The sequence below is a fragment of the Pseudomonas sp. H1_A03 genome (genome assembly GCF_054685145.1).
Window position 1 is genome coordinate 5,820,857 of sequence record NZ_CP162829.1, and the last position, 16,043, is coordinate 5,836,899.

Annotated in this window: 11 protein-coding genes; 6 read left to right on the forward strand and 5 right to left on the reverse strand. The window is 60.3% G+C overall.

Features of this window, described 5'->3' with window-relative positions:
* Positions 1-9: 9 nt before the first annotated feature.
* From zipA to AB4O35_RS26915, 3 genes are all read right to left on the reverse strand, one after another.
* Complete coding sequence (zipA, locus tag AB4O35_RS26905) at positions 10-879, reverse strand: cell division protein ZipA (RefSeq protein WP_049712020.1); 870 nt, start codon at positions 877-879, stop codon at positions 10-12.
* A 259-nt stretch (positions 880-1,138) separates the two neighbouring features.
* A complete protein-coding gene (gene smc / locus AB4O35_RS26910; protein WP_065946237.1) occupies positions 1,139-4,627 on the reverse strand; it encodes a chromosome segregation protein SMC in 3,489 nt (1,162 codons plus the stop codon).
* Positions 4,628-4,629: 2 nt separating this feature from the next.
* The gene (locus AB4O35_RS26915) at positions 4,630-5,289 is read right to left on the reverse strand and encodes a GntR family transcriptional regulator (RefSeq protein WP_065946238.1); all 660 of its coding nucleotides are present in this window, start codon (positions 5,287-5,289) and stop codon (positions 4,630-4,632) included.
* A gap of 280 nt (positions 5,290-5,569) precedes the next feature.
* Here AB4O35_RS26915 and xdhA point away from each other — a divergent pair, with 280 nt between their 5' ends.
* The 4 genes from xdhA (at position 5,570) to guaD (ending at position 11,685) form a co-directional block, all read left to right on the forward strand.
* Positions 5,570-7,018 (forward strand): xanthine dehydrogenase small subunit, encoded by a 1,449-nt coding sequence (gene xdhA / locus AB4O35_RS26920; RefSeq protein ID WP_065881255.1) that lies wholly within the window; start codon positions 5,570-5,572, stop codon positions 7,016-7,018.
* Positions 7,011-9,410, forward strand: coding sequence for a xanthine dehydrogenase molybdopterin binding subunit (gene xdhB, locus AB4O35_RS26925; protein WP_065946239.1), 2,400 nt, complete (start codon positions 7,011-7,013; stop codon positions 9,408-9,410). Before xdhA ends, xdhB begins: the two co-directional genes overlap by 8 nt.
* Before the next feature lie 118 nt (positions 9,411-9,528).
* Positions 9,529-10,368 carry a xanthine dehydrogenase accessory protein XdhC gene (xdhC, locus tag AB4O35_RS26930; protein WP_049712015.1) on the forward strand — a complete coding sequence of 280 codons (840 nt, stop codon included), beginning with the start codon at positions 9,529-9,531 and terminating at the stop codon, positions 10,366-10,368.
* 12 nt (positions 10,369-10,380) lie between these two features.
* Positions 10,381-11,685, forward strand: a complete 1,305-nt coding sequence (gene guaD / locus AB4O35_RS26935) for a guanine deaminase (RefSeq protein WP_065873873.1) — start codon at positions 10,381-10,383, stop codon at positions 11,683-11,685.
* Between the two features lie 75 nt (positions 11,686-11,760).
* On the opposite strand, the gene AB4O35_RS26940 is transcribed toward guaD, so the two are convergent.
* Entirely contained in the window at positions 11,761-12,525 is a 765-nt protein-coding gene (locus tag AB4O35_RS26940) for a GntR family transcriptional regulator (RefSeq protein ID WP_049712013.1), read from the reverse strand.
* A 226-nt stretch (positions 12,526-12,751) separates the two neighbouring features.
* Between AB4O35_RS26940 and AB4O35_RS26945 the strand changes: the two genes are divergently transcribed.
* Positions 12,752-13,942, forward strand: a complete 1,191-nt coding sequence (locus AB4O35_RS26945; protein WP_065873874.1) for a benzoate/H(+) symporter BenE family transporter — start codon at positions 12,752-12,754, stop codon at positions 13,940-13,942.
* Between the two features lie 37 nt (positions 13,943-13,979).
* Here AB4O35_RS26945 and AB4O35_RS26950 read toward each other — a convergent pair whose 3' ends face one another.
* Positions 13,980-14,324 carry a YggL family protein gene (locus AB4O35_RS26950; RefSeq protein WP_065873875.1) on the reverse strand — a complete coding sequence of 115 codons (345 nt, stop codon included), beginning with the start codon at positions 14,322-14,324 and terminating at the stop codon, positions 13,980-13,982.
* A 238-nt stretch (positions 14,325-14,562) separates the two neighbouring features.
* Between AB4O35_RS26950 and dacB the strand changes: the two genes are divergently transcribed.
* Positions 14,563-16,023 carry a D-alanyl-D-alanine carboxypeptidase/D-alanyl-D-alanine endopeptidase gene (gene dacB, locus AB4O35_RS26955; RefSeq protein WP_065873876.1) on the forward strand — a complete coding sequence of 487 codons (1,461 nt, stop codon included), beginning with the start codon at positions 14,563-14,565 and terminating at the stop codon, positions 16,021-16,023.
* Positions 16,024-16,043 lie beyond the last annotated feature (20 nt).

A 16,043-nucleotide genomic window follows, 5' to 3' on the forward strand; every position in this document is an offset into this window, starting at 1 on the left:
GATCAGGCCTCAGCGTTTCTGTGTCAGGGCGCGACGCTCGAACTCGACGATGCGCTGACGGTAATGTTCGATGGTCTGCGCAGTGAGGACGCTGCGCTGGTCGTCCTTGAGCTCGCCATTCAGTTCCTGGGACAGCTTGCGGGCTGCGGCCACCATCACGTCGAATGCTTGTTTCGGGTGACGTGGGCCTGGCAGGCCAAGGAAGAAGCTCACTGCCGGGGTGCTGAACAGGTCGATATCGTCCAGGTCGAAGGTGCCCGGCTTGACCGCATTGGCCATGGAGAACAGTACTTCGCCGTTACCCGCCATGCTTTCGTGACGGTGGAAAATATCCATCTCGCCAAAACGCAGGCCGCTTTCCAGGATGTTCTGCAGCAGGGCCGGGCCTTTGAAACCGGCGGCGTCGCGGCAGATCACGCTGATCACCAGCACTTCTTCGGCGGCGGGCTGGTCGTTGACCGATTGGCGCGGCGCGCTGGAGGTCTTGCCCACATTTTCGTCCGGGAAATCATCGTCGCGGCTGCTGAAGCTCGGGCCTTCATCGACGTCAAGGTTCAAGTCGCCCTGATGCGGCTCGGCAGCGCCGGCACTGGCGCGCTTGCCACGCTTGGACGACGGCTCGCGGGCTTCACGCAGCGGCGCGCTCATCGACGGCAAGTCGTGCTCGTCCAACTGAGGTTCTTTATGGGTATCGAGCACACGGGGCGGCCCCAGCAGCTCGGCGGCACCGTCGTCGTCAGGCAAGTTGGACAGGTTGCGGTCCAGACGAAATTTAAGCTTCCCCTTGCCACCGCGCATGCGGCGCCAGCCATCAAAAAGAATACCGGCAATGACAATGATGCCGATGACGATCAGCCACTCGCGCAGACCGATTTCCATGTAATCCCGTGCCTCTAATAAAAAATGCTGAAAAATAAGGGGTTTAGCACTGTGCAAACCGCTTTAAAACGTGGCGCCAACTCTATGTTCTGACTGACGTTTTGCCCACGCATATGAAAATTTGACATTAAACTAGCACGACCAAAGATAACTTTACACCGTCTGTCAAAATGGCTTGAACAAATATGTCCATTTGCCACTTTCGCCAGACCGGTAAAGCGTCTTACCGCATGCTATAAAAATTCTCCCCCGGCAGGGCTCAAGACTCCACCAACGCCATCGCTTCTTCGACATCCACCGCTACCAAACGCGAGCAGCCGGGCTCATGCATCGTCACACCCATCAACTGATCCGCCATTTCCATGGCGATCTTATTGTGGGTGATATAGATGAACTGCACGGTCTGGGACATCTCTTTGACCAACCGCGCGTACCGTCCAACGTTAGCGTCATCCAGCGGGGCGTCAACTTCATCAAGCATGCAGAACGGCGCCGGGTTCAACTTGAAGATGGCAAATACCAGGGCCAATGCGGTCAGGGCTTTCTCGCCGCCGGACAACAAATGGATGGTGCTGTTCTTCTTGCCCGGAGGCCGCGCCATGATCGTTACCCCTGTATCGAGTAGATCTTCGCCCGTCAGTTCCAAGTAAGCGCTGCCACCGCCGAAAACTTTTGGGAATAACGCCTGTAAACCGGCATTAATCTGATCAAAGGTATCTTTGAAGCGGTTACGGGTTTCCTTGTCGATCTTGCGGATCACGTTTTCCAAGGTGTCCAGCGCTTCCACCAGGTCGGCGTTCTGGGCATCCAGATAACGTTTACGCTCGGATTGTTGCTGGTATTCGTCAATGGCCGCCAAGTTGATCGCGCCCAGTCGCTGGATACGCGCAGCAATGCGTTCGAGTTCTTCTTCGGCCTCTTTCTCGTTGGCCTGGGCGGTCAGGGTGTTGAGCACGCCGTGCAGGTCGTAGCCGTCTTCCAGCAATTGGTCTTGCAGGGTCTTGCGGCGCACGGTCAGGGCTTGCCATTCCATGCGCTGCTGTTCGAGCTGACCGCGGATAAGCTGGGACTGTTGCTCGGCCTGGGTCCGGCGTTTTTCGGCGTCGCGCAATTCGCGGTCGGCGTCTTCCAGGGCGATCTGCGCGGTCTTGAGTTCTTCGTCGACGGTCATGCGCTTGTCGAGCAATTCTTCGAGCTTGAGGCGCAGCTCTTCCAACGGCGCTTCGCCCTCCTCCAGATTGAGGCTCAACTGCTCGCGCTTTTCGGTGAGGCGTTCCGATTGCATCTCCAGGCGCTCAAGGGCCTGAGCCGTGGAGTTGTGCTGGGCGCGCAGGGAGCCGAGGCGCACTGCCAATTGGTGGGCGTGGTCTTTGTGCTGGCGGGCTTCCTGGCGCACGCGGTCGAGGCGTTCGCGCAGGCTGTCGCGCTGGGCCAGCAGCAATTCACGTTGCTCGGTGTCGAGGGCCATGCTGTCGAGGGCCTCCTGCAACTGCAGGCGCGCCTCGCCGATCTGCTCGTGTTCGAGGGCGCGTTGTTCGCCCATCTCAGCGACTTCTTCGTCAAGCCGGGTGCGGCGCAGGGTCAGTTGTTCGGCCTTGGCTTTGCTCGCGGAGAGCTGGGCCTTGAGTTCGCCTTGCTGGCGCGCTTCGTCCTGCAACAGGCGGCGCAGGTGTTCGCGGCCGGTCTCTTGCTGGCGCTGGGTGGCGCGCAGGGTTTGCAGTTCGGTTTCCAGGCTTTCGAGGGTGGCTTCGCGTTCTTCGCGTTCGGCGCTCAGGTTGACGATTTCCTGGCCTCGGGCCAGGACGCCGCTTTCGGCTTCACTGGCACGGCGTACGCGCAGGAAATGGCGACCGACCCAGTAGCCGTCGCGGCTGATCAAGCTCTCACCGACGCCCAGCTGGCCGCGCTGGGCCAAGGCCTGCTCAAGTGATTCAACCGGTTTAACCTGGCCCAGCCAAGGCGACAGATCAATCGCCGCTTCGACCTTGTCCAGCAAACTGCCCGGCACCCGCGTGCCATCGGCCGCCGGGCTGAGCAAACGCAAGTCGCCCTGGGCAAAACCGGCCAGGTCAAAGCCGCCAAAATCATCCACCAGCACAGCCTGCAGGTCGGCGCCGAGCACGGTTTCCACCGCCAGCTCCCAACCTGCCTCGACCTTCAAGCCTTCCGCCAATCGCGGGCGTTCGGCCAGATGCTGATCGCGCAACCATTCAGCCGTACCGGTGCCTGGGTCCAAGGCGGCTTGTTGCAATGCCTCGAGGGACGCCAAGCGCCCATTGAGCCGCTGCAAATCACCCTGGGCCTGCTGCTGTGCCTGGGTCGCCTGTTGCAGTTGCTGACGCAATTGCTCCAGGCGCTCCACTTGTTGTTCTTCGCTGGCTTCCAGCTCCTCGAGCGTCATTTCGCTTTCGGCGAGTTGCTCGCTCAGCGCCATGATTGCCGCGTCTTCCGGGTCGGCGGCGAGCAACACACGCTCTTCCTGCAGACGACGCTGGCGTTCGGCCAGGCGCTCCATGCTGGTTTCCAGTTGCTGGATGCGCGACTGCTGCACCTCGGCCTGGCGACGCGGCTCGGCGGATTGCAGGTTGAAGGTGTCCCACTGCTCCTGCCAGCCGTGCATGGTGGTTTCGGCTTCTTCCAGGGCGGCGGCGGCCTCTTCGGCGGCGGCGCTGGTGATTTCCTGCTCGGGGGTGAGCATGTCCAGCTCTTCACCGAGGGTCAGCAGCAACGTGCGGTCGTGGCCCAGGTGAGATTCTGTTTCCAGGCGCGCGCGCTCGGCTTCCTTCAAATCATCCTGCAACTGACGCAAGCGCTGCTGGCCGTGCTGGATGCTCTGCTCGACGCGAGCAATATCGCCGCCCACCGAATAGAAGCGGCCCTGCACCAGATTGAAGCGCTCGGACAGGTCGTGGTGCCCATCACGCAGGCGTTCGATGCTGGCGTCGGCATTGCGCTGCTCGGCCACCAGCGCTTCAAAACTGATTTCCTGGGTGCCAATGATCGCTTCGCGCTGGCCAACCTGGTCATTCAACGCTTGCCAACGCAGGGCCGACAGTTGTGCCTTGAGCTGGCGCTCTTCGCCCTTGTATTCCTGGTACTTCTCGGCGGCCTGGGCCTGGCGGTGCAGGCGCTCCAACTGGCGCTCCAGCTCTTCGCGCAGGTCGGTCAGGCGGGCGAGGTTCTCGTGGGTACGGCGGATGCGGTTTTCGGTCTCGCGGCGGCGCTCCTTGTACTTGGAGATGCCGGCCGCTTCCTCGATAAAGTTACGCAGGTCTTCGGGCTTGGCTTCGATCAGCTTGGAGATCATGCCCTGCTCGATGATCGAGTAGCTGCGCGGGCCCAAGCCTGTGCCGAGGAAAATATCGGTGATGTCCCGACGGCGACACTTGGTGCCGTTGAGGAAGTAACTGTTCTGGCTGTCGCGCGTCACTTTGCGGCGGATCGAGATTTCGGCGTAGGCCGCGTACTCGCCGACCAAGGTGCCGTCGGAGTTGTCAAATACCAGTTCGATGCTGGCCTGGCTGACGGGCTTGCGGCTGGTGGAACCGTTGAAGATGACGTCGGTCATCGATTCGCCGCGCAGGTTTTTTGCCGAGCTCTCGCCCATCACCCAGCGTACGGCGTCGATGATGTTCGACTTGCCGCAACCATTGGGCCCGACCACCGCCGCCATATTACTGGGGAAGTTCACCGTGGTCGGGTCGACGAAGGATTTGAACCCCGCCAGTTTGATGCACTTGAGCCGCACGTTTAGGCGTCCGCCAACGCGGCGATGACCAGCGATGAACTGCGCTGGCAGTAGGCCGACAGCACCAGGCGAATCTGCACCAGGTCACGGGCCAGTACAGCGGCGAGCAGTTGTTCGAACAGGGCCAGGTACTCGCTCATGGACGCCTTGCGTTGATCCAGGGCCAGGTAATAGGCACGGTTCATCGCTGGCTGCAGGTTCTCGACGGTTTCCTGCAAATAGGGGTTGTTGGCGAAGGGGTACGCGGCGCGCATGACATTGAAGCTTTCTTCAACGAAGGCGCGGATGTCCTCGCGCTCATAGCTGAGCTGCAGGCGCTGCTGTATTTGCAGAAACGGCGCCATGTCGACCTGGCTTTGCCAGCCTTCGGCAACCGCATTGCCGAGCAGGATGTACATCTCGCCCATTAACGTACACAGGCTCTGCACCTTGTGCGCGGTGAGTTCGGTGACGTGGGCGCCACGGCGCGGCAGGATCGCGATCAGGTGGCGACGTTCGAGGATCAGCAAGGCTTCACGCACGGAACCACGGCTGACATTGAGTGCCAGCGTGACCTTTTGCTCCTGGATCCGCTCCCCAGGCTTGAGATCGCCGCGAATGATGCGTTCGGCGAGGTGGTGAGCGATTTGCTCGGCGAGACTGTCCGGCGCCTTGAACGTCATGTTTTCCCTTCAAAATCTTCTATCAATACAAGCGCGGCAGTGTAGCGCATTGGCCCGCTGATGGCGCTACGCCCACCGTGGCGAATTTGGCACGGAATAAGCAAAGATTGCAGTGCATAAGCCCGCAAAAACAACGGTTCCAGAAGACTGGACCATAATTGAACGTGTTGCGATCGCATTTTCTTGACCCTTAGGTCAGAAAACAATTGACCGAAAAGTCAGACATGACTAGATTCGGCGCAAAGCGGTTAACAACAATAATGAGTCTGCGAGGCCTTCCGTGATCCAGTTTTTACTTAACCAGGAACTCCGTAGCGAGCACGCCCTGGACCCCAACCTGACTGTTCTCAACTATCTGCGCGAGCATGTGGGCAAATCCGGCACCAAGGAAGGCTGCGCCAGCGGCGATTGCGGTGCCTGCACCGTGGTGGTCGGCGAACTGCACACGGACGATCAAGGCGCCGAGCAGATCCGTTATCGCAGCCTCAACTCCTGCCTGACCTTTGTCTCGTCCCTGCACGGCAAACAACTGATCAGCGTCGAAGACCTCAAGCACCAAGGCCAACTGCACAGCGTGCAACAGGCCATGGTCGAGTGCCACGGTTCACAATGCGGCTTTTGCACCCCCGGTTTTGTGATGTCATTGTTTGCCCTGCAAAAGAACAGCGACGCCCCCGACAGCCAGAAAGCCCATGAAGCCCTGGCCGGCAACCTGTGCCGCTGCACCGGTTATCGCCCGATTCTCGCGGCCGCCGAACAGGCTTGCTGCAACAAACCCCAGGATCAGTTCGACAGCCGCCAGGCCGACACCATCGCCCGCCTCAAAGCCATTGCGCCGACACAAACCGGTGAACTCAACAGCGGCGACAAACGTTGCCTGGTGCCGTTGACCGTTGCCGATCTGGCCGACCTCTACGATGCTTATCCCCAAGCGCGCTTGCTGGCCGGCGGCACCGACCTGGCGCTGGAAGTCACCCAGTTCCACCGCACGCTGCCGGTGATGATCTACGTCGGCAACATTGAAGAAATGAAGCGCATCGAAGAGTTCGACGACCGCCTGGAAATCGGCGCGGCCACCGCCCTCTCCGATTGCTACGCCGCGTTGAACGCTGAATACCCGGACTTTGGCGAACTGCTGCATCGCTTCGCCTCTCTGCAAATCCGCAACCAGGGCACCCTGGGCGGCAATATCGGCAATGCGTCGCCGATTGGTGATTCGCCACCGCTGCTGATCGCCCTCGGCGCGCAGATCGTGCTGTGCAAGGGCGAAACCCGCCGCACCCTGGCGCTTGAAGATTACTTCATCGATTACCGCGTCACCGCGCGCCAGGACAGCGAGTTCATCGAGAAAATCATCGTGCCGAAGGACCACGCGCTGTTCCGCGCCTACAAGGTTTCCAAGCGCCTGGACGATGACATTTCCGCCGTGTGCGCCGCGTTCAACTTGAAGATTGAAAACGGTGTGATCAGCAACGCCCGCGTCGCCTTCGGCGGCATGGCTGCTACGCCAAAACGCGCAAAAAACTGCGAGACGGTATTGCTCGGCGCCACCTGGAACTCGACCACCGTCGAACAAGCCTGCGCCGCCCTGGCCGAGGATTTCACGCCGCTGTCAGACTTCCGCGCCAGCAAGGAATATCGCCTGCTCAGCGCGCAGAACCTGCTGCGCAAATACTTCATCGAACTGCAAACGCCGCACATCGAGACTCGGGTGACCGCTTATGTCTAACCATCACGCCGTCGTTAAAACCCAAGCCGAACTTGCCGAGCTGTTCGCCCAGGACCTCACCTCTGGCGTGGGCCGCAGCGTCAAGCATGACAGCGCCGCCAAGCACGTCAGCGGTGAAGCGCAATACATCGATGACCGCCTTGAATTCCCCAACCAATTGCACCTGTATGCGCGCATGTCCGACCGTGCCCACGCGCGGATCATCAGCATCGACACCGCACCCTGCTATGCCTTTGAAGGCGTGCGCATTGTTATCACCCATGAAGACGTGCCGGGCCTGAAAGACATCGGCCCGCTGATGCCCGGCGATCCGTTGCTGGCGATTGATACGGTGCAGTACGTCGGCCAGGTTGTACTCGCTGTGGCTGCCCGCGACCTGGACACCGCACGCAAAGCAGCGATGGCGGCGGTGATCGAATACGAAGACCTGGAACCGGTGCTGGATGTGGTCGAGGCGTTTCGCAAAAAACACTTCGTGCTCGACAGCCACACCCACCAGCGCGGTGATTCAGTCGGCGCATTGGCCACGGCCAAAAACCGTATCCAGGGCACTCTTCATATCGGCGGCCAGGAACACTTCTACCTGGAAACCCAGATCTCGTCGGTGATGCCCACCGAAGACGGCGGCATGATCGTCTATTGCTCTACGCAAAACCCCACCGAAGTGCAGAAACTGGTGGCCGAAGTACTCGACGTGTCGATGAACAAGATCGTCGTGGATATGCGCCGCATGGGCGGTGGTTTCGGCGGCAAGGAAACCCAGGCCGCAAGCCCGGCGTGCTTGTGCGCGGTGGTTGCACGCCTCACTGGCCAGCCGACCAAGATGCGCCTGCCGCGTGTGGAAGACATGCTGATGACCGGCAAGCGCCACCCCTTCTATATCGAATACGACGTCGGCTTCGACGACAGCGGTCGCCTGCACGGCATCAACCTGGAGCTGGCGGGTAACTGCGGCTGTTCGCCGGACCTGTCCAACTCGATTGTCGACCGTGCAATGTTCCACTCCGACAACGCGTATTACCTCGGCGATGCCACGGTGAACGGCCATCGCTGCAAGACCAACACTGCGTCCAACACCGCCTACCGTGGCTTCGGCGGCCCGCAAGGCATGGTCGCCATCGAGGAAGTGATGGACGCCATCGCCCGCCATTTGGCGCTCGACCCGCTGGCGGTGCGCAAGGCCAACTACTACGGCAAGACCGAGCGCAACGTCACCCACTACTACCAGACCGTCGAGCACAACATGCTCGAAGAGATGACCGCCGAGCTTGAAGCCAGCAGCCAATACGCCGAGCGCCGCGAAGCGATTCGCCTGTACAACGCCAACAGCCCGATCCTGAAAAAAGGCCTGGCTCTGACGCCTGTGAAGTTCGGCATTTCGTTTACCGCCAGCTTTCTCAACCAGGCGGGTGCACTGATCCACATCTATACCGACGGCAGCATCCACCTGAACCACGGCGGCACCGAGATGGGCCAGGGTTTGAACACCAAGGTCGCGCAGGTGGTGGCCGAGGTGTTCCAGGTGGAGATCGACCGCGTACAGATCACCGCCACCAACACTGACAAAGTGCCCAACACCTCGCCGACCGCCGCCTCCAGCGGTGCTGACCTGAACGGTAAGGCCGCGCAGAACGCCGCCGAAACCATCAAGCAGCGCCTGGTGGAGTTTGCCGCGCGCAAGTACGACGTGAGCGAGGCAGATGTGGAGTTCCACAACGGCCATGTGCGCGTACGCGACCAGATCCTGACCTTTGAGGCGTTGATCCAGCAGGCGTATTTCGCCCAGGTTTCGCTGTCGAGCACCGGCTTCTACAAGACCCCGAAAATCTTCTACGACCGCAGCCAGTCACGCGGTCGGCCGTTCTACTACTTCGCGTTCGGCGCGGCCTGTTGCGAAGTGATCGTCGACACCCTGACCGGCGAATACAAGATGCTGCGCACCGACATCCTCCACGACGTCGGCGCCTCGCTGAACCCGGCCATCGACATCGGCCAGGTCGAAGGCGGCTTTATCCAGGGCATGGGCTGGCTGACCATGGAAGAGCTGGTGTGGAACAACAAGGGCAAGCTGATGACCAACGGCCCTGCCAGCTACAAGATCCCAGCCGTCGCGGACATGCCGCTGGACCTGCGCGTCAAGCTGGTGGAAAACCGCAAGAACCCGGAAGACACGGTGTTCCATTCCAAGGCCGTGGGCGAGCCGCCGTTCATGCTCGGGATTGCTTCGTGGTGCGCGATCAAGGACGCGGTGGCGAGCCTGGGTGATTATCGCCATCAGCCGAAGATTGACGCACCGGCGACGCCGGAACGGGTGTTGTGGGGGTGTGAGCAGATGCGGCAGTTGCAGGCGGCGAAAGCCATTGAGACTGAAACCGAGATGGCTTCGCTCTAGACCGAGGCGCTGCCATCGCGGGCAAGCCCGGCTCCCACATGTTGATCTGTGAACCCGATCAACTGTGGGAGCTGGCTTGCCTGCGATAGCGGTCTCACAGACACCACTGGAGGTGACTATGAACAACTGGATCAGCGCCCTCGCCGACCTGCAAAACCAGGGCGAACCCTGCGTCCTGGTGACCATCATCGAAGAGCTCGGCTCCACGCCGCGCAACGCCGGTTCAAAGATGGTAATCAGCGCCGCGCAGACCTTCGACACCATCGGCGGCGGGCACTTGGAATACAAAGCCATGCAGATCGCCCGCGACATGCTCGTACGTGGCCAGCAGAACACCCACCTGGAACGCTTCAGCCTCGGCGCGAGCCTGGGCCAGTGCTGTGGCGGCGTGACCGTGCTGCTGTTCGAACCCATGGGCCAAGTGCAGGCGCAGATCGCGGTGTTTGGCGCCGGGCATGTTGGGCGCGCATTGGTGCCGTTGCTGGCGAGCCTGCCGTGCCGGGTGCGTTGGATCGATTCGCGCGACCAGGAGTTTCCGGAACATATCCCGCAAGGCGTGCGTAAAATCGTCAGCGAAGAGCCGGTCGACGAAATCGCCGACTTGCCGGCAGGCAGTTACTGCATCGTGATGACTCACAATCACGCACTGGACCTGGAACTGACCGCCGCCCTGCTCAAACGCAATGACTTTGCCTATTTCGGCCTGATTGGCTCAAAGACCAAACGGGTCAAATTCGAACATCGCCTGCGTGATCGCGGCTTCGACGCCGCGCAGCTGCAACGCATGCGCTGCCCCATGGGCCTCACCGAGGTGAAGGGCAAATTGCCGGTGGAGATCGCCATTTCCATCGCCGGCGAAATCATCGCCACCTATAACGCGAATTTCGGCCAGCACACCGCCAGCGCCGAACCCATTGCCAAACTGCTGCCGGCTTCGCGTCGCAGCCAAGCCCTTTGAATTGAGACGATCATGCCTTTGACTCGCAAAGCCTACCGTGCCGCCATTCTGCACAGCATCGCCGACCCCGCTGAAGTGGGGATCGAAGCGTCCTACGAGTATTTCGAAGACGGCCTGCTGGTGATCGAAAACGGCCGGATCAGCGCGGTCGGCCATGCCGGCGATTTACTGCCGACGTTGCCCGCCGATATCGATATCACCCACTACCAGGACGCGCTGATCACGCCCGGCCTGATCGACACCCATATCCACCTGCCGCAAACCGGCATGGTCGGCGCGTATGGGGAGCAATTGCTGGATTGGCTGAACACCTACACGTTCCCGTGCGAAAGCCAGTTCGCCGACAAGGCTCACGCCGAGGAAGTCGCGGATATCTTCATCAAGGAATTGCTGCGCAACGGCACCACCACCGCGCTGGTGTTTGGCAGCGTGCATCCGCAGTCAGTGAATGCGTTTTTTGAAGCGGCTGAAAAGCTCGACCTGCGCATGATCGCCGGCAAGGTGATGATGGACCGCAACGCGCCGGACTACCTGACCGATACCGCCGAATCCGGCTACCAGGAGAGCAAGGCGCTGATCGAGCGCTGGCACGGCAAGGGCCGCCTGCACTATGCGGTCACGCCGCGCTTTGCGCCGACCAGCACGCCGGAGCAATTGGCGTTGGCCGGGCAACTGCTGGGCGAATACCCGGACCTGTACATGCAGACCCATATCAGTGAGAACAAACAGGAAGTTGAGTGGGTGAAGGCACTCTTCCCGGAGCGCAATGGCTACCTGGACGTGTACGACCACTACCAATTGCTGGGCGAGCGCTCGGTGTTTGCCCATGGCGTGCACCTGTGCGATGACGAATGCGCGCGACTGGCTGAAACGGGCTCGGCCGTCGCGTTTTGCCCGACCTCGAACTTGTTCCTCGGCAGCGGTTTGTTCAACCTGCCGATGGCCGAGAAGCACAAGTTAAATGTAGGCCTGGGCACGGACGTGGGCGGCGGCACCAGTTTCTCGTTGCTGCAAACCTTGAACGAAGCCTACAAGGTCATGCAGTTGCAGGGCGCGCGGTTGAGCCCGTTCAAATCGCTGTACCTGGCGACCCTGGGCGGTGCGCGGGCGCTGCGGTTGGAAGACAAGATCGGCACGTTGCAGCCGGGGACGGATGCGGACTTTTTGGTGTTGGACTACAACGCTACGCCGTTACTGAGCTATCGCTTGAAGCAGGCGAATAACATTGCCGAGACGTTGTTTGTGTTGATGACACTGGGGGATGATCGAACGGTGATGCAGACGTATGCGGCGGGGCAATTGGTGCACCAGCGCTAATATTAGTCACCACACAAAACCAAATGTGGGAGCAAACCCGCTCCCACATTTTTAATTCCGGGTGAGCCTGGGAAATTACAGTTTGACCGAAGAGCGCCCTGGCTTCTTGGTCTGCAACAAATGCGAAAACACCGCGTGCAAATCATCCGACGCGCTTTCCTCATCGAGGTTGAGCTTGCTGTCGATATGGTCCATGTGGTGCATCATCAAATTCACCGCCAACGCCGCATCCCGCGCTTCGATCGCATCGATCAGCTGGGTGTGTTCATCATAGGAACAGTGCGAGCGGTTGCCGCTTTCGTACTGGGCGATGATCAATGAGGTCTGTGACACCAGGCTGCGCTGGAAGCTGATCAGCGGCGCGTTCTTCGCCGCTTCGGCCAGCTTGAGGTGGAACTCGCCGGAGAGGCGGATACCCGCACCGCGGTCGCCACGAGAGAAGCTGTCGCGTTCGTCGTTGACCATCTGGCGCAGCTCGGCCAGTTGTTCGGCGGTGGCGTGTTGCACCGCCAATTCAGTGATCGCCCGCTCCACCAGACGTCGCGCGAGGAACACCTGGCGCGCTTCCTCGACGCTCGGGCTGGCCACCACCGCACCGCGATTGGGCCGCAGCAGCACCACGCCTTCATGGGCCAGGCGCGACAGGGCGCGGCGAATGATGGTGCGGCTGACGCCGAAGATTTCGCCCAGTGCCTCTTCACTCAATTTAGTACCGGGTGCCAGGCGTTGTTCGAGGATCGCCTCGAAGATATGCGCGTAGACGATATCGTCCTGGGTTCCGCTGCGACCGGCCTTGCCGGCTCGCGGTGTTTTCTTGAGAGGTTGCAACTGTTCGTTCATGGGCACTCGGGTTTGGAGAACGGCGGCGAATTAACGGTAATACGTCAACAGCGGGTCGCTGGCAAGTATCACCTAAAAACAGGGCACATTGTACACAACCGGATGCGCCAACACACTGTACGGCTGTTTGCGCCGTCGGCTGTATTGCAATGAGTCGTTACGTTTGAGTTTAGGCTTGAATCCGTGCCGCCAACGGCAAAAACCCAGGTAAAAGGAACGCCTCTTCATGAACGACGCCACCCAAGCGCCTTTGCGCCCGCTGGCCGACACGTCTGCGTCGGCCGTCGTCGCCGGCTTCATCGCCATGATGACCGGCTACACCAGCTCCCTGGTGCTGATGTTCCAGGCCGGGCAAGCCGCCGGCTTGACCACGGCGCAGATTTCTTCATGGATCTGGGCGATTTCCATCGGCATGGCGGTGTGCAGCATCGGCCTGTCCTTGCGTTATCGCACGCCCATCACCATTGCCTGGTCGACGCCAGGCGCGGCGCTGCTGATCACCAGCCTTGGCGGCGTCAGCTATGGCGAGGCCATCGGCGCCTACATCACCTGCGCCGTGCTGGTGACGATTTGCGGGCTGACCGGCAGCTTTGAAAAACTGGTCAGGCGTATTCCGGCGTCACTCGCGGCCGCCCTGCTGGCGGGTATTCTGTTCAAGATCGGCAGCGAGATCTTCGTTGCCGCGCAGCATCGTACCGGGCTGGTGCTGGGGATGTTCTTCACTTACTTGATCATCAAACGCCTGTCGCCGCGTTACGCGGTGCTGGCCGCGCTGGTGATCGGCACGGGATTGTCGGGGTTGATGGGGCTCCTGGATTTCAGCGGGTTTCACCTGGAAGTAGCAACGCCGGTGTGGACCACGCCGCACTTCTCGCTGGCGGCGACCATCAGCATCGGCATTCCACTGTTCGTGGTCGCGATGACCTCACAGAACATGCCCGGCGTCGCGGTACTCAGGGCCGACGGTTACACCGTGCCCGCCTCGCCCCTGATCACCGCCACCGGCCTGGCGTCCCTGGTGCTGGCGCCGTTCGGCTCCCACGGCATCAACCTGGCAGCGATCAGCGCGGCCATCTGCACCGGGCCACATGCCCATGAGGATCGTAACAAGCGCTACACCGCGGCGGTGTGGTGCGGGGTGTTCTACGGAATCGCGGGAGTGTTCGGCGCGACCTTGGCGGCCTTGTTCGCAGCCTTGCCCAAGGAACTGGTGCTGTCGATTGCAGCCCTGGCGTTGTTTGGCTCGATCATCAATGGCTTGAGTATCGCCATGAATGAGCCGAAGGAACGGGAAGCGGCGCTGATCACCTTTATGGTTACCGCGTCTGGCTTGACGCTATTTTCCATCGGTTCGGCGTTCTGGGGAATTGTGGCGGGGGTGTTGACGCTGCTGATTCTGAACTGGCGCAAGGCATAAAAAAACGGCGACCCTGAGGTCGCCGTTTTTTTTAGTATCACTTAGCCGCGTTGATCGGCTTTTCCGGATACCACACGTCCAGCAACGGGCTGACTTCAGCGCTTTTCAGTTCGCTGCGGCCTTTGAGCCAGCTTTCAACAGCTACGCGCTGTTCTTCGTTGACGGAGCCACGCTTCTGCAGGCAAACCAGACCGAAGTCATCGCCGCCGACATAGCCCAGACCATTGGCTTCCATGGCTTCTTTGATGAATGCTTCGAGGAAAGCATCGGTAGCTTCTTCACTCAGGCCTTCTTTGAAGTCCAGGTTCAGTTCGAAACCCAGCTCTTGAAATTCATCAACGCACAGTTTTTTGCGCAGACGCTGGGAACGGTTAGTCGCCATTGGAACAATCCTCATAAGTAATAACGGGCGGCACTTTAGCAGTTTAAGGCGACGATTGCCCGACTCTCTGGGACAGGCGGCACAATGCCGGCAAAAAAAACGCTGAATACCCGCTATCGTTCAGCTACAAGTGAGCCTACCTTGGGGCATAATGCCGACACTTTCATGACCATTGAGGGATTTTTCTTATTTACCCCTCGCCTTTTTCACCCTCCTCAGCAGTAGGGTTTTACTTCTTATGATCAAATCTTTGCGTTCAGTGTTTTTCGCCGGTCTTATTCTGCCACTGGCCTTTTCGGCCACCGCTGCCCCCGTCAACAACACCCTGCCGCCGAATGTTCAGCAGGCCCTTTCAAAAGCCAAACTGCAAAACAATGCGTTGTCCCTGGTAATGATCCCTTTGAACGGCCCGGGCACGCCTACCGTATTCAATGCCGACGTCTCGGTGAACCCAGCGTCCACCATGAAACTGGTCACCACTTACGCGGCCTTGGAAATGCTCGGCCCCAACCACCAGTGGAAAACCGAGTTCTACACCGACGGCACCCTCAGCGGTGGTGTGTTGCACGGCAACCTGTACCTCAAGGGCGGCGGCGACCCCAAGCTGAACATGGAAAAACTCTGGCTGCTGATGCGCGACCTGCGCGCCAACGGCGTGCAGCAAGTCACCGGTGACTTGGTGCTGGACCGTGGCTTCTTTATCCAACCGCAATTGCCCGAGTTCAATGACGATGGCAATGACGAGAACAAGCCGTTCCTGGTCAAACCAGACGCGCTGCTGGTCAACCTGAAGGCGCTGCGTTTTGTGACTCGCAATGATTCCGGCCGGGTACTGGTGTCGGTCGAGCCGCCGATTGCCAGCATCCGCATCGACAACCAGGTCAAGGTCTCCAACGCCAAGCAATGCACCGGCGATGTGCGCTACAACCCAGTCACCGCCGCCGATGGCAGCGTGACAGTAACGGTCAGCGGCCAATTGGCCGAAGGCTGCAGTTCGCAGACCTATCTGTCGCTGCTGGACCACGCCACCTACACCGCCGGCGCCGTACGGGCGATCTGGAAGGAATTGGGCGGCACTATCCAGGGCCGGGATATCCAGGCGCCCGTGCCCAAGGATGCCAAAGTGCTGGCCCGGGCGTTCTCGCCGGACCTGGCGGAAATCATCCGCGACATCAACAAATACAGTAACAACACCATGGCCCAGCAGTTGTTCCTGAGCCTGGGTGCACAGTTTCGCAACGATGCCGATGGCGACGATGCCAAGGCGGCGCAACGCGTAGTGCGCCAGTGGCTGGCGAAGAAAGGCATCACCGCGCCGCACTTGGTGATGGAGAACGGCTCCGGCCTTTCCCGTGCTGAACGCGTCAGCGCCCGCGAGATGGCAGCCATGCTGCAAGCGGCGTGGAAAAGCCCTTACGCGGCGGAATACATCAGCTCGATGCCAATTGCCGGCACCGACGGCACCATGCGCAAGCGCCTGAAGACCACTGCCATGCGCGGCGAAGCCCACGTCAAGACCGGCACCTTGAACACCGTGCGCGCCATCGCCGGGTTCAGCCGCGACAACAACGGCAATACCTGGGCGGTGGTGGCGATTCTCAACGATCCGAAGCCATGGGGCGCTTCGTCGGTGCTGGACCAGGTGTTGCTGGACCTGTATCGCCAACCTAAATTGGCAGCGGCTGCACCTGTCCTCTAAATAGCAACAGCTCCCACATT